Source organism: Pantoea deleyi, assembly GCF_022647325.1.
GTDB classification, from domain to species: domain Bacteria; phylum Pseudomonadota; class Gammaproteobacteria; order Enterobacterales; family Enterobacteriaceae; genus Pantoea; species Pantoea deleyi.
The window spans coordinates 2,572,496-2,591,916 of record NZ_CP071405.1; the positions used below are offsets into that span (position 1 = coordinate 2,572,496).

Annotated in this window: 21 protein-coding genes; 12 read left to right on the forward strand and 9 right to left on the reverse strand. The window is 57.2% G+C overall.

Annotation, left to right across the window (positions count from 1 at the left end):
• Positions 1 to 39: 39 nt before the first annotated feature.
• Together yccA and J1C59_RS12190 are read left to right on the forward strand one after the other, a co-directional pair.
• Entirely contained in the window at positions 40 to 693 is a 654-nt protein-coding gene (gene yccA / locus J1C59_RS12185; RefSeq protein ID WP_003850014.1) for an FtsH protease modulator YccA, read from the forward strand.
• Positions 694 to 796: 103 nt separating this feature from the next.
• On the forward strand, positions 797 to 1,123 hold the full coding sequence (locus J1C59_RS12190) for a TusE/DsrC/DsvC family sulfur relay protein (RefSeq protein WP_128084435.1): 327 nt from the start codon (positions 797 to 799) through the stop codon (positions 1,121 to 1,123).
• Here the strand turns inward: J1C59_RS12190 and yccX are convergent, their stop codons facing one another.
• Positions 1,124 to 1,402 (reverse strand): acylphosphatase, encoded by a 279-nt coding sequence (gene yccX / locus J1C59_RS12195; RefSeq protein WP_128084436.1) that lies wholly within the window; start codon positions 1,400 to 1,402, stop codon positions 1,124 to 1,126.
• Positions 1,403 to 1,487: 85 nt separating this feature from the next.
• On the opposite strand from yccX, the gene rlmI reads away from it, so the two are divergent.
• Together rlmI and hspQ are read left to right on the forward strand one after the other, a co-directional pair.
• Positions 1,488 to 2,678 carry a 23S rRNA (cytosine(1962)-C(5))-methyltransferase RlmI gene (gene rlmI / locus J1C59_RS12200; RefSeq protein ID WP_128084437.1) on the forward strand — a complete coding sequence of 397 codons (1,191 nt, stop codon included), beginning with the start codon at positions 1,488 to 1,490 and terminating at the stop codon, positions 2,676 to 2,678.
• 60 nt (positions 2,679 to 2,738) lie between these two features.
• A complete protein-coding gene (hspQ, locus tag J1C59_RS12205) occupies positions 2,739 to 3,056 on the forward strand; it encodes a heat shock protein HspQ (protein ID WP_128084438.1) in 318 nt (105 codons plus the stop codon).
• 36 nt (positions 3,057 to 3,092) lie between these two features.
• Here hspQ and J1C59_RS12210 read toward each other — a convergent pair whose 3' ends face one another.
• Entirely contained in the window at positions 3,093 to 3,506 is a 414-nt protein-coding gene (locus J1C59_RS12210) for a CoA-binding protein (RefSeq protein ID WP_128084439.1), read from the reverse strand.
• Between the two features lie 175 nt (positions 3,507 to 3,681).
• On the opposite strand from J1C59_RS12210, the gene J1C59_RS12215 reads away from it, so the two are divergent.
• Positions 3,682 to 4,323: a DUF2057 family protein gene (locus tag J1C59_RS12215; protein ID WP_128084440.1), complete on the forward strand. Its 642-nt coding sequence runs from the start codon at positions 3,682 to 3,684 to the stop codon at positions 4,321 to 4,323.
• 68 nt (positions 4,324 to 4,391) lie between these two features.
• Positions 4,392 to 4,850 (forward strand): methylglyoxal synthase, encoded by a 459-nt coding sequence (gene mgsA / locus J1C59_RS12220; protein WP_128084441.1) that lies wholly within the window; start codon positions 4,392 to 4,394, stop codon positions 4,848 to 4,850.
• A gap of 1 nt (position 4,851) precedes the next feature.
• On the opposite strand, the gene helD is transcribed toward mgsA, so the two are convergent.
• Positions 4,852 to 6,906 carry a DNA helicase IV gene (gene helD, locus J1C59_RS12225; RefSeq protein ID WP_128084442.1) on the reverse strand — a complete coding sequence of 685 codons (2,055 nt, stop codon included), beginning with the start codon at positions 6,904 to 6,906 and terminating at the stop codon, positions 4,852 to 4,854.
• A gap of 123 nt (positions 6,907 to 7,029) precedes the next feature.
• Between helD and J1C59_RS12230 the strand changes: the two genes are divergently transcribed.
• Positions 7,030 to 7,470 carry a YccF domain-containing protein gene (locus J1C59_RS12230; protein ID WP_128084443.1) on the forward strand — a complete coding sequence of 147 codons (441 nt, stop codon included), beginning with the start codon at positions 7,030 to 7,032 and terminating at the stop codon, positions 7,468 to 7,470.
• The gene (gene yccS, locus J1C59_RS12235; RefSeq protein WP_128084444.1) at positions 7,454 to 9,658 is read left to right on the forward strand and encodes a YccS family putative transporter; all 2,205 of its coding nucleotides are present in this window, start codon (positions 7,454 to 7,456) and stop codon (positions 9,656 to 9,658) included. Before J1C59_RS12230 ends, yccS begins: the two co-directional genes overlap by 17 nt.
• Here yccS and J1C59_RS12240 read toward each other — a convergent pair.
• Complete coding sequence (locus tag J1C59_RS12240) at positions 9,610 to 10,239, reverse strand: TfoX/Sxy family DNA transformation protein (RefSeq protein WP_128084445.1); 630 nt, start codon at positions 10,237 to 10,239, stop codon at positions 9,610 to 9,612. The two genes, yccS and J1C59_RS12240, sit on opposite strands and share 49 nt — an antisense overlap.
• Positions 10,240 to 10,449: 210 nt before the next feature.
• Between J1C59_RS12240 and sulA the strand changes: the two genes are divergently transcribed.
• Together sulA and ompA are read left to right on the forward strand one after the other, a co-directional pair.
• On the forward strand, positions 10,450 to 10,941 hold the full coding sequence (gene sulA, locus J1C59_RS12245; protein WP_140917174.1) for an SOS-induced cell division inhibitor SulA: 492 nt from the start codon (positions 10,450 to 10,452) through the stop codon (positions 10,939 to 10,941).
• A gap of 350 nt (positions 10,942 to 11,291) precedes the next feature.
• Positions 11,292 to 12,362 (forward strand): porin OmpA, encoded by a 1,071-nt coding sequence (gene ompA, locus J1C59_RS12250; protein WP_128084446.1) that lies wholly within the window; start codon positions 11,292 to 11,294, stop codon positions 12,360 to 12,362.
• A 90-nt stretch (positions 12,363 to 12,452) separates the two neighbouring features.
• On the opposite strand, the gene matP is transcribed toward ompA, so the two are convergent.
• Positions 12,453 to 12,920, reverse strand: a complete 468-nt coding sequence (matP, locus tag J1C59_RS12255; protein ID WP_139805871.1) for a macrodomain Ter protein MatP — start codon at positions 12,918 to 12,920, stop codon at positions 12,453 to 12,455.
• Between the two features lie 53 nt (positions 12,921 to 12,973).
• Between matP and J1C59_RS12260 the strand changes: the two genes are divergently transcribed.
• Both J1C59_RS12260 and fabA read left to right on the forward strand, forming a co-directional pair.
• Positions 12,974 to 14,842 (forward strand): AAA family ATPase, encoded by a 1,869-nt coding sequence (locus tag J1C59_RS12260; protein WP_128084448.1) that lies wholly within the window; start codon positions 12,974 to 12,976, stop codon positions 14,840 to 14,842.
• A 68-nt stretch (positions 14,843 to 14,910) separates the two neighbouring features.
• A complete protein-coding gene (fabA, locus tag J1C59_RS12265; protein ID WP_009091047.1) occupies positions 14,911 to 15,429 on the forward strand; it encodes a bifunctional 3-hydroxydecanoyl-ACP dehydratase/trans-2-decenoyl-ACP isomerase in 519 nt (172 codons plus the stop codon).
• Positions 15,430 to 15,495: 66 nt separating this feature from the next.
• Here fabA and rmf read toward each other — a convergent pair whose 3' ends face one another.
• From rmf to pqiA, 4 genes are all read right to left on the reverse strand, one after another.
• Positions 15,496 to 15,663: a ribosome modulation factor gene (rmf, locus tag J1C59_RS12270; protein ID WP_008925875.1), complete on the reverse strand. Its 168-nt coding sequence runs from the start codon at positions 15,661 to 15,663 to the stop codon at positions 15,496 to 15,498.
• 280 nt (positions 15,664 to 15,943) lie between these two features.
• On the reverse strand, positions 15,944 to 16,513 hold the full coding sequence (gene pqiC, locus J1C59_RS12275) for a membrane integrity-associated transporter subunit PqiC (protein WP_111142045.1): 570 nt from the start codon (positions 16,511 to 16,513) through the stop codon (positions 15,944 to 15,946).
• A complete protein-coding gene (gene pqiB / locus J1C59_RS12280) occupies positions 16,510 to 18,153 on the reverse strand; it encodes an intermembrane transport protein PqiB (protein ID WP_128084449.1) in 1,644 nt (547 codons plus the stop codon). The genes pqiC and pqiB overlap by 4 nt, the downstream gene beginning before the upstream one ends.
• The gene (pqiA, locus tag J1C59_RS12285) at positions 18,140 to 19,408 is read right to left on the reverse strand and encodes a membrane integrity-associated transporter subunit PqiA (RefSeq protein WP_140917173.1); all 1,269 of its coding nucleotides are present in this window, start codon (positions 19,406 to 19,408) and stop codon (positions 18,140 to 18,142) included. The genes pqiB and pqiA overlap by 14 nt, the downstream gene beginning before the upstream one ends.
• Between the last annotated feature and the right edge of the window lie 13 nt (positions 19,409 to 19,421).

The following is a 19,421-nucleotide window of genomic DNA, read 5'->3' on the forward strand; positions in this document are numbered from 1 at the left end:
TCGGCGCATAACTGCTGTTCTGCATATAAGGAGCGCAACATGGAAAGAATTGTCACCTCATCGCAGTCTTCGCTGCTGTCAACGCATCGGGTTCTGCGCAATACCTATTTTCTGCTTGGCCTGACGCTGGCCTTTTCGGCCGTGACGGCGACCGCCAGCACCCTGCTCGCTCTGCCTGCGCCGGGTCTGATCCTGATGCTGGTCGGCTTTTATGGATTGATGTTCTTAACGTACCGTCTGGCTAACAGCCCGATGGGCATTCTGGCCGCCTTTGCTTTCACCGGCTTCCTGGGCTACTGCCTGGGCCCAATCCTCAGCTCGTTCTTAACCGCGGGCATGGGTGATGTGATCGCGTTGGCGCTGGGCGGAACCGCTCTGGTCTTCTTCTGCTGTTCAGCCTATGTGCTGACGACCCGCCGTGATATGTCTTTCCTGGGCGGCATGATGATGGCCGGTTTTGTGGTCCTGCTGGTCGCGGTAGTTGCCAATATCTTCCTGCAGCTGCCCGCGTTACATCTGGCGATCAGCGCGCTGTTTATTCTCTTCTCAGCCGGTGCGATTCTGTGGGAGACCAGCAACATCATTCATGGCGGCGAAACCAACTATATCCGGGCGACGGTCAGCCTCTATGTTTCGCTCTATAACATCTTTGTCAGCCTGCTCAGCCTGCTGGGATTTGCCCGCAGTAACTGATGTGTGCTCTGCCCCCTGTCAAAACCCCGCTCCGGCGGGGTTTTTGCTTTTTCTGGCCGTCAGGTTTGATAAACTGCGCCGTCATTAATCAAGAGGATGTCACGTGAATTTTAACGGTAACGAAATCGCCGTCGATGCCGAAGGCTATCTGAAGCACCCCGGCGACTGGAGTGAAGCGCTGGCGGCACAGATCGCTGAACAGGAAGGCCTGGCCATGACGGAAGCCCACTGGGAAGTGGTCCATTTTGTGCGCGCGTTCTATCTGGAATACAACACCTCCCCGGCCGTGCGGATGCTGGTCAAGGCGATGGCACAGAAATATGGCGAGGAGAAAGGCAACAGTCGCTATCTGTTCCGCCTGTTTCCGGAGGGACCGGCGAAGCAGGCAACCAAAATCGCCGGCCTGCCTAAACCGGCGAAGTGTCTGTAATTACCCGATGCGGAAATCGCGCGGCGGCTCAGCAGGCTGATGCGGCTCCACCCGCACCTGATCGACCCGTGCACTGCGGGGCCCGCCCGCGTTAAGCCAGGCGAGCAGCGCATCAACCTGCTCCGCCTCGCCCCAGGCGAAGACCTCCACGCTGCCATCGTCCAGATTCCGGGCATAACCCAGCACCCCCAGCGTTCTGGCTTCCGCCTGCGTGCTGTAACGGAACCCGACGCCCTGCACGCGGCCATGCACCCAGGCCTTAAAACCGGTTGCTGACATGATTCTCTCCTGCTGCTGTTCGTTGCAATTTCCCGTTATCCACCGGACAATGGCGCCTCATTTTTTCAGGTAAGCATAGCAAACTATGACAGTCAGATTGATTCTCGCAAAGGGACGTGAAAAGTCCCTGCTCCGTCGCCATCCATGGGTCTTTTCCGGCGCCGTTGCGCGTATGGAAGGTAAAGCGCAACCGGGTGAAACCATCGATGTCTGCGACAGCAACGGTAAGTGGCTGGCACGCGCCGCGTATTCCCCTGCGTCGCAGATTCGCGCCCGCGTCTGGAGCTGGCAGGCCGATGAATCCATCGATATCGCCTTCTTTGTCCGCCGTTTTGAGCAGGCGCAGCAGTGGCGTCAATGGCTGGCGGCCCGCGATGGTCTGGACAGCTATCGTCTGATCGCCGGAGAGTCTGACGGTTTACCGGGCGTCACGATCGACCGCTTTGGCAACTTTTTAGTGCTGCAGCTGCTCTCGGCGGGTGCGGAATATCAGCGTGCGGCGATCGTCACCGCCCTGCAGCAGTGCTTCCCGACCTGCGCCATCTATGATCGTTCTGATGTCGCCGTGCGTAAGAAAGAGGGCCTGGCGCTGGCACAGGGCACCGTGACCGGTGAACTGCCGCCGCCGCTGCTGCCCATTACTGAACATGGCATGAAGCTGCTGGTCGATATCCAGGGCGGACACAAAACCGGCTACTACCTGGATCAGCGTGACAGCCGCCTGGCTACCCGTCGCTATGCGCAGGATGCCCGCGTGCTGAACTGCTTCTCCTATACCGGGGGATTCGCTGTTTCGGCCCTGATGGGCGGCTGTAAGGAAGTGATCAGCGTCGATACTTCGCAGGAGGCGCTGGACGTTGCGCGTCAGAACGTGGAACTGAATGAGCTGGATCTCTCCCGCGCGCGCTTTGAGCGTGATGACGTCTTCAAACTGCTGCGCCGTTACCGTGACAGCGGCGAGAAATTTGATCTGATCGTGATGGATCCGCCGAAGTTCGTTGAGAACAAAAGCCAGTTAATGGGCGCCTGTCGCGGCTATAAAGATATCAACATGCTGGCCATTCAGTTGCTGAATCCGGGCGGAATATTGATGACCTTCTCCTGCTCCGGTTTGATGGCGACCGAACTGTTCCAGAAAATTATTGCCGATGCCGCGCTGGATGCCGGCCGTGACGTTCAGTTCATCGAACAGTTCCGTCAGGCCGCCGATCACCCGGTGATCGCCAGCTATCCGGAAGGTCTCTACCTGAAAGGTTTTGCCTGCCGTGTGATGTGACTTGAAAAATCGGCGCCTGCCCCCATATTGAAGGGAGAGCGTTTTTTTTCGGAGGTCACTATGATTGCCAGTAAATTTGGTATTGGTCAGCAGGTTCGTCATCGTCTGTCCGGCGTACTGGGCGTTATCGTCGATGTCGATCCGGAATACTCACTGGATGAGCCTAAAATTGAAGACGTTGGCGCGGAAGAGAAGATGCGTTCCGCCCCTTGGTATCACGTCGTAATGGAGGATGAAGAAGGCGATCAGGTGCACACCTACGTTGCTGAGATCCAGCTTTCCGGCGAAACCAGCGTGGAGCATCCCGAGCAGCCGTCGATGGATGAGCTGGCTGCCTCCGTGCGTCAGCAGCTTCAGGCGCCGCATCTGCGGCACTAATCTGTGGCGGCACCCTCTGCCGCCACAGCTGCTTTTCTAGCGCGTGATCCCCAGACGCGGGATCTCAATCTTCGGGCAGCGATCCATGATCACCGTCATCCCCGCATCCTGCGCCAGCACCGCCGCCTGTTCATTGATCACACCCAGCTGCAGCCACAACGTTTTTGCCCCGGCTGCGATCGCCTCCTGCGCCACGCCCCATGCGGCTTCGGCATTGCGAAAGACATCCACCATATCAATCTCGCCCGGCACCTCCGCCAGCGTGGCATAGGCCTGCTGCCCCAGCAGCGTTTTGCCTGCCAGTTTCGGGCTGACCGGAATCACCTCGTAGCCCTGATCGAGCAGATATTTCATCACACCAAAGCTGGGACGCTCGGGGCGATCGCTTGCCCCGACTAAGGCGATACGTTGGGTGCGCGTCAGCACATCACGGATTGTCTGGTCGTTCATGTTTATCTCCTTTCAGGCCAGTGTTGAGTGTAGATGCGTGCGCCCGTTGGCGGGTAAGCCTCTGGCGAAATTAATTGAGCCTGCGCACGAATAAATATGTTTAAATGTAAATTAACTGCCATAATGTAAGAATTTGCTACACATACCCTTTCTGTCACTGGTTACCGGAGTTGAAATGAAGCTGTCGCTGGCTGTCACGGGGTTACTCGCTCTCCTCGTGTCGGCGTCCTGTTCTGCCATCACATTGAAGCTCGATCCACAGATCGATCTGCTGGTGCTGGATGGTCGAAAGATTTCAGGTTCGCTGCTTAAAGGGGCAGACAGCCTGGAGCTGGATCGCGGTCAGCATCAGTTTCTGTTCCGGGTAGAGCAGCAGCGCAAGGGCCAGAAAGATCGGGTGCTGGCCTACCAGTCGCTGCCGATGATCGTCACCTTCACCGCCACCGCGAAAACCCTGGCTATCCGGCTGCCGGCTCTGGAGACCCGACGCGAGCGTGTTCATTTCGATCGCAGCCTGAACTTCCAGCTGGTGGATGAAAAAGGGCATGAGATCAGCAGCGTGCGGGATCATCTGGCTGCCACCACCCTGCAGGATATGGAAAAGGCGATGCTGAACTACAATCGCACCCGTCAGATCGCCTCGGTGCCCCGCTTTGCGCACACCGCCGCCGATACCCCCTCTTCTGTGCAGTTCACCGCCGATCTGGACTGGACAACTCAGGCCGAACTGCCTTCGCTGCAGCGCTGGTTCCAGCGTTTCGATGAAGCCACCCGTCAGCAATTCCTGGCGCTGGTCAAAATGTTACGTACGAGTTGATAGCGCAGAAAGCCCGGAGGTAAACTCATGATTTTCCGCCCGCAGACAGGCGTCATGAGGAAGCTTCGATGGAACAGACACTCCGCACCCTAGGCACAAAAAAACATATCGCGCTGGTCGCCCATGACCACTGCAAAGCCGCCCTGCTGGACTGGGTAAAACAGAATCAGCCCGCGCTGGAACCTCATATCCTCTACGCTACCGGCACCACCGGTAACCTGATCAATCGCGATACCGGCCTGAACGTGACCGCAATGCTGAGCGGCCCGATGGGCGGTGACCAGCAGGTGGGCGCGCTGATTTCAGAAGGCAGGATCGATGCGCTGATATTTTTCTGGGACCCGCTGAATGCGGTGCCGCACGATCCGGACGTGAAAGCGCTGCTGCGTCTGGCGACCGTCTGGAATATCCCGGTCGCCACCAACCGCTCCACCGCTGACTTTATTATTCAGTCTCCCCTGTTCGCTCAATCCGTCGACATTCAGATCCCGGACTATGCGCGCTATCTGGCCGACCGCCTGAAGTAACTCAGGCTTTACGCAGCACCGGCACACCCAGTTCGCGGAAATGGTCAACGAAGGGGGAAGGCGCAGCTTTATCGAACATCAGAAAGACCTGCTGGCGCGCGCGCGTCAGCGCCACATAGGCCAGACGGCGCTCTTCCGCATCGGGGAACGCCTCTGGCTGCGGTAACAGCCCCTGCTCGATCACCGACTCGCGGACCTCCGCCGGAAAGCCCTCTTTTCCCTGCTGCAGGCCCAGCAGGATCACGTAGTCCGCCTGCTGACCTTTGCTGGCATGAATCGTCATAAAGCTCAGGTTGAGCTTCGGCCAGCGCGTGCGGGCTTTATCCAGGACGTCGGGCCGCAGGTAGTGATAGCGTGCCAGCAACAGGATCCGCTCATCCGGCTTCGCATAGCCGCTGAGTTTGTTCAGCAGGGCTTCCAGCTGATCCTCTGCCAGCAGGGCGATCGACTTCCTGTTGCCTTTGGTGATGCTGTTAAGCGGTTTGGCCAGCTGCTGCGGATTCTGCTGTATAAAGCGGTTGGCGATGTCGCCGATGCGATCGTTAAACCGGTAGGTGGTGTCCAGCACGCAACGGTCGCCCTCCCCGAAGTAGTGATGAAACGCCGTGGTCAGTGTCATCTCAGCCCCGCTGAAACGGTAGATCGCCTGCCAGTCATCGCCCACAGCAAAGAGCGCAGTGCGCTTATTCTGCTGGCGCAGGGCGCTGAGCAGGGCGGCACGCTGAGGCGAGATGTCCTGAAACTCATCCACCAGAATATGTTTCCACGGACTGATAAATCGGCCTTTTTCCAGAATGGCGATCGCCTGGTGGATCAGACCGGAAAAATCGATCGCCCCTTCCTCTTTCAGCGCGCTCTTCCAGGCTTTCAGCAGGGGCGCCATCAGCTTAATTCGTTTGCTGAAGAGATCCCGGATCGCCTCCGGCACTTCGGCAATCATCCCGGCCTGGGCGCCACCATGCATGCGCATCAGACCGAGCCAGCGCTCCAGCCGTGACGCCAGGCGTTTTGCCAGCCTGTCATCGTCCCAGAAAGGCCCCTCCGGGACTTCCCACGCCAGCTCGTCGCGTAGCCACTGACGCCAGCCGTTGGCCTGAGATTTTTTCTCCTGGCACTGCTGCCGCCACGTCTGAATCAGCAGCGTGCGCCGCGCCTCGGCATCACTCTCCAGCCGGCTGACGACCGGCTGCTTGTTGCTGCCTTCGCGGATAATATGCAACGCCAGCGAGTGAAAGGTTCGTGCCTGGATGTCGCTGGCCGACAGTCGCGACTGAATACGTGCGTTCATCTCTTCGGCGGCTTCCCGGCCAAAGGCCAGCAGCAGGATCTGTCCGGCGCTGGCCAGATTACGCTGCATCAACCAGCCCGCCCGCGCGACCAGCACCGAGGTTTTCCCGCTGCCTGCGCCGGCCAGTACCAGCAGAGAATCCTCGCCATTCACCACCGCCTCACACTGCGAAGGATTGAGCGGCGTACTTTCGACGCTGGCGAAGAAGGCCTGATAGCGGGTCAGCATGGCCGCCGTCCAGTCGCGATTGCGCTGCCGCAGAGCCGCCTCCCCCTGCTCCAGCCACTGCTGACAGAACGCCAGGTTGTCACGGCACGCCGCAAACGCGTTCAGGCGGGCAAGCGGCAGAGGCAAGGCATCGAACTGGTTGAGGATGCGGCTTTTCAGCCCCTGCAGCTCGTGGCGATTCAGCCAGCGGTCCTGCTCGCTGAAGGTCCGGATCTCATCGCTGAGCGCCTGCAGCACCTCGCAGCACACCTCGCTCATCTCCAGGCTCCAGCGCTGCCAGGCCTGCATCAGATAGTGGTGAAAGCGCTGAGTCTCCTGCCATTCGGTTCCATGCAGCCGGACCACTTTTTCATCTGCCAGTAAAAACTCCAGCTCGCCCCACACCAGCCCGCGCTTGCAGGCGATGTCCAGTAACTGGTTAAAGGGGATCAGATACTCGTGCTTATCGCCACTGACTTCGACGCCCGCCGCCAGCAGACGAACGCGATTATAGGGATGCTGGGCAAGCCGTTTGCCCATCGAAGTTGCTTTCAGTTCCACGCCGACACCAACGTCAGAGAATAGGATTAGGGGGAGTTTACCTGTCAGACCCTTGGCGCTCCAGCCTTAAAACAGGCTAAACTTGGCGTCACATCTTGCGGAATGCAAAAGGAAAAGAAGATCATGCGCACCGTTTTAAATATCCTGAATTTTGTTCTGGGCGGCTTTTTCACCACCCTGAGCTGGCTGTTTGCCACGCTTATCAGCATCGTGCTGATTTTTACCCTGCCGCTGACGCGATCCTGCTGGGAAATCACTAAAATCTCGCTGCTGCCGTTTGGCAATGAGGCGGTGCATGTCGATGTGCTGCGGCCCGAAAGTAAGAGCGCCATCATGAACACCGGCGGCACCTTCCTGAATATCTTCTGGCTGATTTTCTTCGGCTGGTGGCTCTGTCTCTCCCATATCTCCGTGGGCATTGTGCAGTGTCTCAGCATCATCGGCATTCCGGTCGGGATTGCCAACTTTAAGATCGCCGCGATCGCCCTCTGGCCGGTGGGTCGTCGTGTCGTGTCGGTGGAAGAGGCGCGTGCGGCGCGCGAAGCCAATGCCCGTCGCTATTAATATGATGTCACAGAGTCTGCCAGGCTGGCGGAAATACCTGTTTAACAGTACCTGGCGGTATCTGCTGCGGATCCTGTTTGCGCTGAGCGGCTGCGCGGCTATTCCCTGGTGGCTGCAGCAGATCGAATGGACGATTCCGCTGACGCTGGGTGTCGTGGCGGCGGCGCTGGCCGATCTTGACGACCGGCTGACCGGCCGCCTGAAGAATCTGCTGATTACGCTGCTCTGCTTCTGCATCGCCTCGGTGTCTGTCGAGTTACTTTTCCCCTACCCGCTGGCGTTTATGGCCGGACTGGCGATCTCCACCTGGGGCTTTATTCTGCTGGGTGCGCTGGGTCAGCGCTACGCGACCATCGCCTTCGGTGCGCTGCTGATTGCGGTCTACACTATGCTCGGGATCGGCCTGTTCAGCCAGTGGTATATGCAGCCGATGCTGCTGCTGGTGGGCGCGCTGTGGTACAACCTGCTGACGTTACTGGGGCACCTGATGTTTCCGGTCCGGCCGGTGCAGGAGCAGCTGGCGGGCAGTTTTTCACAGCTGGCCCGTTATCTGGATGCCAAGGCTAACCTGTTCGATCCCGATGCGGGCGACCAGGATGATGCTGCGTTTATTGATGCCGCGATGGTCAACAGCCAGCTGGTGGCCCAGCTTAATCTGACCAAAACCACCCTGCAGAGCCGTCTGCGCGGCGATCGCGGTTCGCGCGGTACCCGGCGCAGCCTGCACTACTACTTTGTCGCGCAGGATATTCACGAGCGGGCCAGCTCTTCTCATCTCCAGTACCATCTGCTGCGCGGCGACTGGCGCTACAATGAAATCCTGTTTCGCTTTCAGCGCCTGCTCAATATGCAGGCTCAGGCCTGCCGCCAGCTGGCGCACTGCATTCTGATGCGCGAACGGTGGGTACACGACAGCCGGTTTGAGCGTGCCTTTGAGCGTCTGCAGAAAGCGATTGAACGTCTGGCACGGCACGAACCCGAAGCGGCCCATACCGGCGCGCTGTTCTGGCTGTTACGCAATCTGCGCGCCATCGATGCCCAGCTGGCGTCGATTGAATCAGAGCAGACGCTGGCCGGTGACGATCCTCAGCACAGCGATAATCTGCTGTCACGAGAGGGACTGAGTGGCTGGAGTGATATCCGGCTGCGCTTCAGTCGCCATCTCTCCCCCGCTTCTGCGCTGTTCCGGCATGCGGTGCGCATGTCGGTGGTGCTCTGCATCGGCTACGGTTTTATTCAGATCACCGGACTGGAGCGGGGCTACTGGATTCTGCTGACCAGCCTGTTTGTCTGCCAGCCCAACTATAACGCCACACAGCGACGGCTGGCCTTGCGTATCGGCGGCACGCTGGCCGGGATTGCGATTGGCCTGCCGGTTTTATGGCTGGTGCCGTCCATTGAAGGTCAGCTGTTCCTGATTGTGATTGCCGGCGTGCTGTTTTTCGCCTTCCGTCAGGTGCAGTATGCCCAGGCCACCCTGTTTATTACCCTGCTGGTTCTGCTCTGCTTTAACCTGCTGGGCGAAGGCTTTGAGGTCGCCCTGCCCCGGGTCGTGGATACGTTACTCGGCTGCGGCCTGGCCTGGCTGGCCGTGGCATTTATCTGGCCGGACTGGCGTTTTCGTCAGTTACCGGCGGTGGCAGAGCGGACGCTGAAGGCCAACTGCCGCTATCTGGATGCGATTATGGAGCAGTATCATCAGGGCAAAGACAACCGGCTGGCCTATCGCATTGCGCGTCGTGACGCCCACAATGCGGATGCCGAACTGGCGTCGGTGGTGTCAAACATGAGCAGCGAGAGTCGCACCAGCCAGAAGCTGCGCGAATCGGCCTTCCAGCTGCTCTGCTCTAACCACTCCTTCCTGAGTTACATCTCGGCGCTGGGCGCGCACCGCGATAAAATTACCGCGCCGGAGCTGCTGGCCCTGCTGGATGATACCGTCTGCTATGTCGAGGATGTGCTTCAGACAGAGGTGGTCAGCGATGAACAGGCTGAATCGATGCGTCATCAGCTGGCTCAGCGAATCAGCCAGCTGGCCGCAGATGCGGATACGCGTGCGCCGCTGGTCCTCCAGCAGCTCGGTCTGCTGGTGGCGCTGATGCCGGAGATCGCCCGCCTGCGCCGCACGCTGATCAGCGATCAGCCTTCACCGCCTCTGGGTTCGGCTTTGGATAGCAGTGTACGCTGAAACCAGGCATTCAGCTCGGCCCGGGTGGCCTGCGGCAGCGCGGCGGCATGGTGGCCGGTAATCGCGCCCTGCAGCGCCAGCAGGGTCTGAAATCCGACATGCTGGTTGATTGCTTTCAGCTTCAGCCAGCAGCGTTTGGCCCCCATCTGATAGAGATGATTCACGCTCAGGACACCCGCCTCGTAAAGCATCATCTCCATACGCACGCTGAGGTTAGGCAGATCTTTCAGTCGCGGCGAGGCGTGCCGATCTTCCAGCTCCAGCTGCGCCGTTTCCAGCGAGGCGGCTGAGAGCGCCAGCAGATGTTCAGCGTCGTGCCATAAGGTTTCATCAACCCGAAAATAGTTGAGGCTGACCAGCTTACCCCGTTTGCGAAAAATCAGAGGCTGAAGCGGTCGCTCTGTAATATATTGCCGCAGCGGTTCGCTGGCGCGCAGATAGAGTTCATCCTTATTGATCAGGGCAAACACTACACTTTCGACGGCCAGCGCATATCCCCCGAACTGGGTGCGGGACTCTATCGGCCCCAGCGGGGCCAGGCACGCTCTGGAGCGCTCTACAACCGGATTTACCTTTTTCATTACACCACCTCCATGTCAGGACTATCTCGTTAATTGCCTTGTGTATCAGGTAATTAGAAGATAGGAAAAAGCGTCAGTGGGTTCAATGAATAAATAGGGCTTCCACTAATCTTGTGGCGTTTTTGCGAGGCGTTTTCAGAAATTTGGGTTGATCTTTATCCAGGATGACAGTACTGTATATTCATACAGTCCACTGCTGGTGATTAACTTATGCGAACACAACATCCTGATAATGCACGCTATGCTCATCATTACGCGTCCTCATCTCTGCCGGCGTCTCAGCCCGGTGGCATTACTGAGCTACGCTACAGTGAGCAACCCGGAATGATGCAGATGTTACTGTTGCCGCTGTTGCAGCAACTGAGTCAGCAATCGCGCTGGCAGCTATGGTTAACACCGGCACACAAGCTGAATCGCAGCTGGCTGCAGGCGTCGGGGCTGCCTCTCGATAAAAGCATGCATATTGCTGATTCGGAACGTCTGAATGCCGTGGAAGCGATGGTCAAGGCGCTGCGAACCGGAAATTACAGCGTCGTGCTGGCCTGGATCCCTTACGAGCTTGATGAAGATGAGCGGCGTCAACTGGAAAATGCAGCGGCTGAGGGTGAGGCAATGGGTCTGATTTTGCGTGCAAGTGGATCGCCTGAAGCGCCACTCAGACCGCAAAGTGCCATAAAAATTCAGTCGGATTTGTTTCATTAAGTAAAAATCAGAAGTTTCCCAAGCTATTTTTCTTATCTGTCGCCGCTAAACCACTGATTCTGTTAGTTCGAGCATTGACAATGGTTTAGCATGTTTTCAGGGCTTTTTGCCGCGACAATACTGCCAGGCTAATTGTTAGAATTTGTGTATAAATCGCTGTTTTTTTACAGTCGCGCCTCACATCATACTTGTAAGTTTCCAATCTCGTTGTAGACTTTATCTCGCCAGGGTGCTCAATAACCTCCGTTTTTTGCGGTAGAGTCATAAGCGAGCGTTTTGACCCGGCGAAGGATTTAAACCAAGAGCAACCTTTTTGCTCATTGCCTATTTGGATGATAACGAGGCGCAAAATGAAAAAGACAGCTATCGCAATTGCAGTGGCACTGGCTGGCTTCGCTACCGTAGCGCAGGCCGCCCCTAAAGATGACACCTGGTACACCGGTGCTAAACTGGGCTGGTCTCAGTATCACGACACTGGCTACTACGGTAATGGTTACGAAAACAACAACGGTCCAACTCATGAAAGCCAGCTGGGCGCAGGTGCGTTCGTTGGTTATCAGGCGAACCCATACCTGGGCTTCGAAATGGGCTATGACTGGCTGGGCCGCATGCCTAACAAAGGTACTGTGACCAACGGCGCGTTCAAAGCACAGGGCATCCAGCTGGCTGCTAAACTGAGCTACCCAATTTATGACGATCTGGACGTTTACACCCGTCTGGGCGGCATGGTATGGCGTGCAGATTCAACGCAGACTAACCCAACTACTGGCCGTATCAGCGACCACGACACCGGCGTTTCTCCGCTGGCAGCTGTTGGTGTTGAATATGCGCTGACCAAAAACTGGGCTACCCGTCTGGACTACCAGTGGGTTAACAACATCGGTGATGCACAGACCGTGGGCGCACGTCCAGACAACGGCATGCTGAGCGTAGGCGTTTCATACCGCTTCGGTCAGGATGACGTCGCTGCTCCGGCTCCAGCGCCGGCTCCAGCACCAGCTCCAGTTGTTGAAACCAAGCGTTTCACTCTGAAGTCTGACGTTCTGTTCACCTTCAACAAATCTACCCTGAAGCCAGAAGGCCAGCAGGCTCTGGATCAGCTGTACAGCCAGCTGAGCTCAATGGATCCTAAAGATGGTTCCGTTGTCGTACTGGGCTTCACCGACCGCATCGGTTCAGAGCAGTACAACCAGAAACTGTCTGAGAAACGTGCTCAGTCAGTCGTAGATTACCTGGTTTCTAAAGGTATCCCTTCTAACAAGATCTCTGCACGTGGCATGGGTAAATCTAACCCAGTTACCGGCAACACCTGTGACAGCGTGAAAGGCCGTAACGCCCTGATCGACTGCCTGTCTCCGGACCGTCGCGTAGAAATCGATGTTAAAGGCATCAAAGACGTTGTAACTCAGCCACAGGCTTAAGTTAAAACGTAATAAAAAACCCCGCCACGGCGGGGTTTTTTTATGTCTGTGATCAGCGTTAGTCAGCGCTCAGGCGGCTGCCCTCCCCGGTCAGTCGTTTTCTGTTCCCGACTTACCCAGGATAGCCTGCAAATCCTGCTTCAGACTCGACATCTGCGTGGCATATTTCTCTTTGCGTTCGGCATCTTCAATCAGCTGAACGATCGTTTCCGACAGGGTACAGCCGCGCCGTTGTGCCAGCCCCGCCAGTCGCTGCCAGACCAGGTACTCCAGGTCGATCGACTTTTTACGGGTATGCTGATGTTCAGCATTGAAATGGCGTTTGCGCCGGGCACGAATGGTCTGTTTAAGCCGGTTATCGAGATCGGCGTGAATATGTTCCGCAATCCAGTCGTTCACCGACACCGGATTGTTCTCCATCGCCAGCAGTTTATCGACCGCTGCCTGCGCCGCACTCCATTCAAGGTGACGCGTGATCAGTTCACCTTCCCGATGTTTTTTCACCAGGTATTTCCACTTCCATCCACTTTCAAGATTTTCGAGTTGCTGGTATTTCATCGGAATCTCATCGTGATCACGTAACGAGCTAAGAATAACAGCTTTTTTCCCGGATGCAGCAACGAAAAACATGCTGTCGTCATCACATCTTCGACGGGAAGTCTGCAGTGCTTAACAAAGGTGAATCCTGTATAATCTCGCTTTTCTTCAAACAGACAAATGCGATTATTTTGACCAGCACCCAACTTACGTGGCAGACCTTACAGCCGGATAGCGCGCAATACCAATCCGTTTTCTCCCGAATTGCTGATGAAGAAACTGATGCTCTGGCAACGGTACAGCCCCGGTTGCTGAATGCGCTGGCGCATTTACATCACCAGACACAGGGATTCCCGTTACTGCTGGTCCGTAGCCAGGAGAATCGCGATTACCTGGCACTGATTGCCCAGGCCGCGCAGCGGGTCATCGCCGACAGCAGCACGCTGTCGGGGGGTGATTACCATATCATGGCAGACAATGTCACGCTTCAGCCCCCCTCCGATCCTCAGCGTCCCTTCACCAGCCAGGGCGGCATTCACTTTGCCGAGTGGGTTGAGATGGAGCAGTTGTTCGGCTGCGTGCGCCAGTATAAAGATCGGATCCAGCTGGAGCCGGGGCTGATTCATCAGGCGAATGGCGGCACGCTGCTGCTCTCTCTGCAGAGCCTGATCGCGCAGCCGATTCTCTGGCTACGCCTGAAAAAGTGTATCGGGCAGGGCTATGTTGAGTGGACCTCTCAGGATGAACGCCGGCCGCTGCCCGTGTCGATTCCGCCCTTGCCACTCAAACTGAATCTGGTCCTGTGCGGCGAGCGTGAGACGCTGGCCGCGTTTCAGGAACTCGATCCTGAAGCGCATGAGATGGCTATCTATACTGAATTTGAAGAGAACATTCAGATTCTGGATGAGGATGACATGCTGGCCTGGTGTCGCTGGAATAGCGACCTGGCTCAGCAGGCAGGTCTGCCCCAGCCGGAAGAGGACTTCTGGCCGGAACTGATCAAAGAAGGCGTCCGCTACAGCGGCGACCAGGAAACGCTGCCACTCTGCCCGCGCTGGCTGCAGCGGCAGATGCGTGAGTCCGCGCTGATGGGCGAGACCCTGAATGGTGAAGCGCTGCGCGATGCGCTGGAAGCACGCCTGTGGCGCGAGAACTATCTCAACGAGCGGATGCGTGACGAGATCCTGCTGCGCCAGATCCTGATTGAAACCGAAGGCGAAGTGGTCGGCCAGATTAATGGTCTGTCGGTTGTCGAATATCCTGGCCATCCCCGTGCCTGGGGCGATCCTTCGCGGATTACCTGCGTGGTGCATCCTGGCGATGGTGAATTCATGGATATTGAGCGAAAAGCGGAGCTGGGCGGCAACATCCACGCCAAAGGCATGATGATTATGCAGGCGTACCTGATCGCCGAGCTGGAACTCGATCAGCAACTCCCCTTCTCCGCCTCGATGGTTTTCGAGCAGTCCTACTCCGAGGTGGATGGTGACAGCGCCTCGCTGGCCGAACTCTGTGCCCTGATCAGCGCGCTGGCTAACCAGCCGATCAATCAGCAGATTGCCGTGACGGGTTCCGTCGATCAGTTTGGTAATGTCCAGCCGGTCGGCGGACTGAACGAGAAGATCGAAGGTTTCTTCGATATCTGCCACCAGCGGGAGCTGACGGGTCAGCAGGGTGTGATTATTCCCGCCTGCAATGTGCGCCATCTCAGCCTGAACCAGGCGGTGGTGAGTGCAGTGGAACAGGGCCGTTTCCATATCTGGGCGATCGATCGCGCCGATGAGGCGCTGCCGCTGCTGACCGGTAAAATCTGGAGCACCGAAGATGGCCTGGGCGATTGCCTGCTGAATACCATCCAGGAGCGCATCAGCCAGTTCAATCAGCCGGATGTTCCGCCACGTCCCTGGGCGCTGCGCTGGCTTAACTGGTTCAACCACCGTTAATCCGATTTGCTCAGCGTACAACTGTTCGCTAATATTCGTGATTCACTAAAACAAGGCTTATTGAAAACATGGTAGATAAACGCGAATCCTATACCAAAGAAGATCTGATCCTGTCAGGTCGTGGTGAACTGTTTGGCGAAAATGGTCCGCCGCTTCCATCTGGCAACATGCTGATGATGGACCGCGTGGTCAAAATGACCGAAGACGGCGGCAAATATGACAAAGGCTTTGTTGAAGCGGAGCTGGATATCAATCCTGATCTCTGGTTCTTCGGCTGCCACTTTATCGGCGACCCAGTTATGCCAGGCTGCCTGGGCCTGGATGCGATGTGGCAGCTGGTCGGTTTCTATCTCGGCTGGCTGGGCGGCGAAGGCAAAGGCCGTGCGCTGGGCGTGGGCGAAGTGAAATTCACCGGTCAGGTTCTGCCTGACGCGAAGAAAGTGACCTATCGCATTCATTTCAAACGCGTTATCAACCGTAAACTGGTGATGGGCGTGGCAGATGGTGAAGTGCTGGTTGACGGCAACCTGATCTACACCGCCAGCGATCTTAAAGTCGGCCTGTTCAAGGACACGGCGGCGTTCTAAGCGTTTCCCCGGAAACAAAAACCTCCGCGCATGGCGGAGGTTATTTCCCTTTTCAGTGACAGCCGGTTATGCAGCGACCGACCTGTCCTCCATGGCCTGTCGCCAACCTCCCAACCAGTGAGACTTAGCGTCAATCAACTGATACGGACACATCTCTTTTGAGCGTCCAGTAATGCCTGCCTGATAACCACGTGAATGGGCGCGTTCGAGGCGGTCTCGTTTCTGTCTCTTCATACTCCGTGTCCCTCATGTAAGGTCTGTGGAATCTGGTGGAAAGAAAAGTGGTGAATTAATGTTCAACCACCTTTAATGTTCTACCCCCTGCGCCCGCAAAGATCAATGCCCAATCTTCATACACATGTCATAAATGTGACCTTAATCGGTAAAATTAATGCCGAATTGTGATGCGTGATACAACACTATCCTTCTGATTCAGCTAATAAAAAAGCCCCTGAGCCTGGTCGGTAAATGGCGACCTTTGCTCAGGGGCTTAGCTTATTTATTCACATTAATCTTAATTTAACGCAACCACACTGTTGGCGATTTTCTGTGCCGTCTGCTGCCAGCCGACGGACAGCGTTCTGACCATCGCGTCATAGCCATCTTCGGTCTGCGGCAGTACCACGTTGAAGGCCTGTTTGGTCAGTTTGCCCTGATGTTCCAGCGTCCATTCGCCGCTGACAATCGCTTTGCCATCGTAGCGACCCTGGAAACCGGTCACAGTCACGTTCAGCGTGTCGTGCTGCGCGCCTAACGGTGACCCGGCCACCAGCCGACCCGGCAGCGCCTTACTGAGGTTGGTGATCAGCGTCTGCTGCAGCTGCTGGTCGAGCGGGCTGGCCCAGAGATTGTTGGCGGCGATGACATATTTGACATCGCTGGTCTGATAAACCAGACCGTTGCCCGCCAGATAGTCCGGCACCGTCACCTGCTGCACCCACAGCATCGGCTGTGCTTCGGTCAGCTGACTGCTGCTGACCTGCATGGAGGCTGCCCCGGAGGGCAGCTGATACCAGGTGTCTTTAACGCTGCTGCTGCACGCGCTCAACACCAGCGCGGCAGAAAGTATCAATCCTTTCTTCACTGTTTCGCCCTCTTCGGCTGGGGATCCTGTCCCGGTTTCGCCTCGAATACCAGCGCGTTGCTCTTGGTGTTAAGCGTTCTCAACACCGGCTGCAGCTCACGCAGTACCTGATCCAGTCGCTGCATATCGCCGACCAGCTTAGTGTAGGCCGGTGAACCGGGTTGCAGACCTTTCATACTGCGATTCAGTTCACGCAGCGTCTGCTGCAGATCCTCAGGCAGCGTTTTCATCGCCGGACTGCCGGTCACTTTATTGATGTTGTCGATGGTGCGCTGCAGATCACGCATCGTCTTCTGGCTCTCTTTCAGCGTGCCCGTGGCTTCATTGACCATGCCGTTCAGCGGCAGGCTGTTGATCTTATCCAGCGCCGCCATCAGTTTCTGCTGAATCTGGCTCAGACCACCGCTGACCGTTGGGATCACCTCATAGCCTGACACTTTCTGCGGCCCTTTGTAGGCTGGCGCATTGTCATAGAAGTCGAGGTCAACATAGAGCGCACCCGAGAGCAGGTTGCCGGTTTTCAGCGTGCCGCGCAGGCCGCGCTTCTTACCATCCTGCAGATGCTGTTCCAGATCGAAATTCTCACCCAGCCGGTTGATAAAGCGATCCGGCTCAATACGGATCAGTACCGGCACGCGATAGTCGTTGTTCAGCGCCTGGTCCAGCCCCGCTTTTCTCAGCGGCGCCTCGGCGACCGTACCCAGACGAATGCCGCGGAACTCGACCGGCGCGCCCGCCTGCAGGCCACGGATGGAGTCTGAGAAGAACATCACGTAGTCGACATGCTTGGTATAGAGCGAATCCTGGATGCTGCGCTGATCGTCAAACAGATGGTAGTCCGACTTGTTCTGCGCAGGCTCACCCAGATCCCAGCCATCCGGCACGTCAAAGCTGACGCCGCCACTGAACAGCGTGGTCAGCGAGCCCATCTCCACCCGCATACCGGACGCAGACATATCCACGGCGATACCGCTGTCCTTCCAGAAACGCACGTTGGTGGTGATCAGACGATCGTAGGGCGCGGCGACAAACAGCTGATAGGTCATCATGCGTTTATCGGTGTCGAAAACGCTGGTTTCAACCGTGCCGACGCGATAGCCGCGGAACAGCACCGGATCACCCGGATTGAGCTGACCGGCCTTCTTGCTGTCGAGTACGATGCGGATCCCTTTGGCATCCGGCGGCGCTAACGGTGGTGCATCCAGCAGCTTAAACTGCTCCGGCGCCTGCGCTTTGGTGCCGGGCTGAAGTTCGATATAGGCGCCAGACAACAGGGTGCCGAGACCGCTGATCCCTTCACGCCCGACCTGCGGTTTAACCACCCAGAACACGCTGTCGCTGTGCAGCAGTTTTTCCATGCCCGCATTCAGGCGCGCTTTAATTTCCACATGGTGAAGGTCATCGCTTAACACTGCGCTCTCCACCACACCGACATCCACGCTGCGGCTTTTGATCGTGGTTTTACCCGCCACGATGCCCTCGGCGTTTTCGGTGACTAAGGTGACTTCCGGGCCCTGATGACTGAAGTGATAGAAGAGGATCCATCCGCCGATCAATAGGGTAACGATGGGGACAATCCAGACCGGCGACCAGCGCTTGATCTGCTCCACCTTTGCATGGCCGTGATTAGTTTCCGTCAAGGCGCGACTCCTTCCTGTTATTTTCGCGTACACGATCCCAGGTTAATCGCGGGTCAAAGGTCATGGCCGCGATCATGGTGATAATCACCACCATCGCAAACAGCACCGCTCCCCACGCGGGATAAACATTCATTAACTGCCCCATGCGCACCAGCGCAGAGAGCACGGCAATCACAAATACGTCGATCATCGACCAGCGGCCAACGAACTCCACCACCTCATAGATTTTGTGCATCCGGTGGCTGTCGCGCTGGCCGCGTCCGCTGGCATCCCAGCAGAGCCAGCCGATCGCCACCATTTTCAGGGATGGCACCATGATGCTGGCGATAAAGATGACCAGCGCCACCGGATAGGAGCCCTCCCCCCACAGCAGAATGACGCCCGCCATGATATTGGAAGGATAGGCGGTGCCGAGCGTTTCCGTCACCATGATCGGCATCAGGTTCGCCGGGATATAGATCAAGACGGAGGTCATCAGCAGCGCCAGCGTCCACTGCAGGCTGTGCTTGCGGCGGGCATGAGCGGTCACCCCGCAGCGCGAACAGACAGGCTCTTCGGCGGGCAGGATGGCGGTACAGCAGGGACAGGATCGCAGCCCCTGCTCTAACCCGCTGATGCCCGCTTCAGGCAGATGGGGTAAGGCGGGCTGGGGTAACAGCCTGTCCCACAACTCGCGGCGGTCAACGCACTGGAAAGCCCGCAGCTGCAGCAGGCAGAACAGCACCCAGGGCCAGAAGCTGGTCTCCAGGCCGATCTCGCCGTAGGCCATCAGCTTGACGAAGCTGACCAGCACGCCAGCCATAAAAATTTCTGCCATGCCCCAGTTTCGCAACCGGAACAGAATGCGTGCCAGACCCACCCTGAGAGAGACCGGCAGCGGAATCGGGTTGACCAGCAGAATAATGGTGATCATGCAGAAGGCGGGAACCGCCTGCACAAATAGCAGGAACAGCGTCGCCAGGCTGCTGTAATCCTCTGACACCATCACTTTGGGGATCTGCGCCAGCGTAATCTGGCTGGTCAGCCCCGCCACTTTCATGGAGACAAAGGGAAACAGATTCGCCAGCAGCAGCATAAACAGCGCCGCCAGCGCATAGCCCGTGGGCCGTTTACGCGGTTCGTGCCAGCTGGCCGTCAGCGTGGTGTGGCAGCGCGGGCATGAGGCTCGGCTGCCGACGGGAATATCCGGCAGCTTGATCATTAAATCGCATTGTGGACAGAGCATCCACGCGTTACTTTTCACTGCTGAACACATCCGTTCACCCCGC

What these genes read in the sequence shown, in the direction of transcription:
- pqiA (WP_140917173.1), bottom strand. Translation starts at nt 19,408, where the DNA reads ATGTGTTCAGCAGTGAAAAGTAACGCGTGGATGCTCTGTCCACAATGC.
- sulA (WP_140917174.1), top strand. Translation starts at nt 10,450, where the DNA reads ATGCGAACACAACATCCTGATAATGCACGCTATGCTCATCATTACGCG.
- yccA (WP_003850014.1), top strand. Translation starts at nt 40, where the DNA reads ATGGAAAGAATTGTCACCTCATCGCAGTCTTCGCTGCTGTCAACGCAT.
- J1C59_RS12210 (WP_128084439.1), bottom strand. Translation starts at nt 3,506, where the DNA reads ATGAACGACCAGACAATCCGTGATGTGCTGACGCGCACCCAACGTATC.
- fabA (WP_009091047.1), top strand. Translation starts at nt 14,911, where the DNA reads ATGGTAGATAAACGCGAATCCTATACCAAAGAAGATCTGATCCTGTCA.
- J1C59_RS12240 (WP_128084445.1), bottom strand. Translation starts at nt 10,239, where the DNA reads ATGAAAAAGGTAAATCCGGTTGTAGAGCGCTCCAGAGCGTGCCTGGCC.
- rlmI (WP_128084437.1), top strand. Translation starts at nt 1,488, where the DNA reads ATGACAGTCAGATTGATTCTCGCAAAGGGACGTGAAAAGTCCCTGCTC.
- yccX (WP_128084436.1), bottom strand. Translation starts at nt 1,402, where the DNA reads ATGTCAGCAACCGGTTTTAAGGCCTGGGTGCATGGCCGCGTGCAGGGC.
- matP (WP_139805871.1), bottom strand. Translation starts at nt 12,920, where the DNA reads ATGAAATACCAGCAACTCGAAAATCTTGAAAGTGGATGGAAGTGGAAA.
- J1C59_RS12215 (WP_128084440.1), top strand. Translation starts at nt 3,682, where the DNA reads ATGAAGCTGTCGCTGGCTGTCACGGGGTTACTCGCTCTCCTCGTGTCG.
- mgsA (WP_128084441.1), top strand. Translation starts at nt 4,392, where the DNA reads ATGGAACAGACACTCCGCACCCTAGGCACAAAAAAACATATCGCGCTG.
- yccS (WP_128084444.1), top strand. Translation starts at nt 7,454, where the DNA reads ATGCCCGTCGCTATTAATATGATGTCACAGAGTCTGCCAGGCTGGCGG.
- ompA (WP_128084446.1), top strand. Translation starts at nt 11,292, where the DNA reads ATGAAAAAGACAGCTATCGCAATTGCAGTGGCACTGGCTGGCTTCGCT.
- J1C59_RS12260 (WP_128084448.1), top strand. Translation starts at nt 12,974, where the DNA reads ATGCAGCAACGAAAAACATGCTGTCGTCATCACATCTTCGACGGGAAG.
- hspQ (WP_128084438.1), top strand. Translation starts at nt 2,739, where the DNA reads ATGATTGCCAGTAAATTTGGTATTGGTCAGCAGGTTCGTCATCGTCTG.
- J1C59_RS12230 (WP_128084443.1), top strand. Translation starts at nt 7,030, where the DNA reads ATGCGCACCGTTTTAAATATCCTGAATTTTGTTCTGGGCGGCTTTTTC.
- rmf (WP_008925875.1), bottom strand. Translation starts at nt 15,663, where the DNA reads ATGAAGAGACAGAAACGAGACCGCCTCGAACGCGCCCATTCACGTGGT.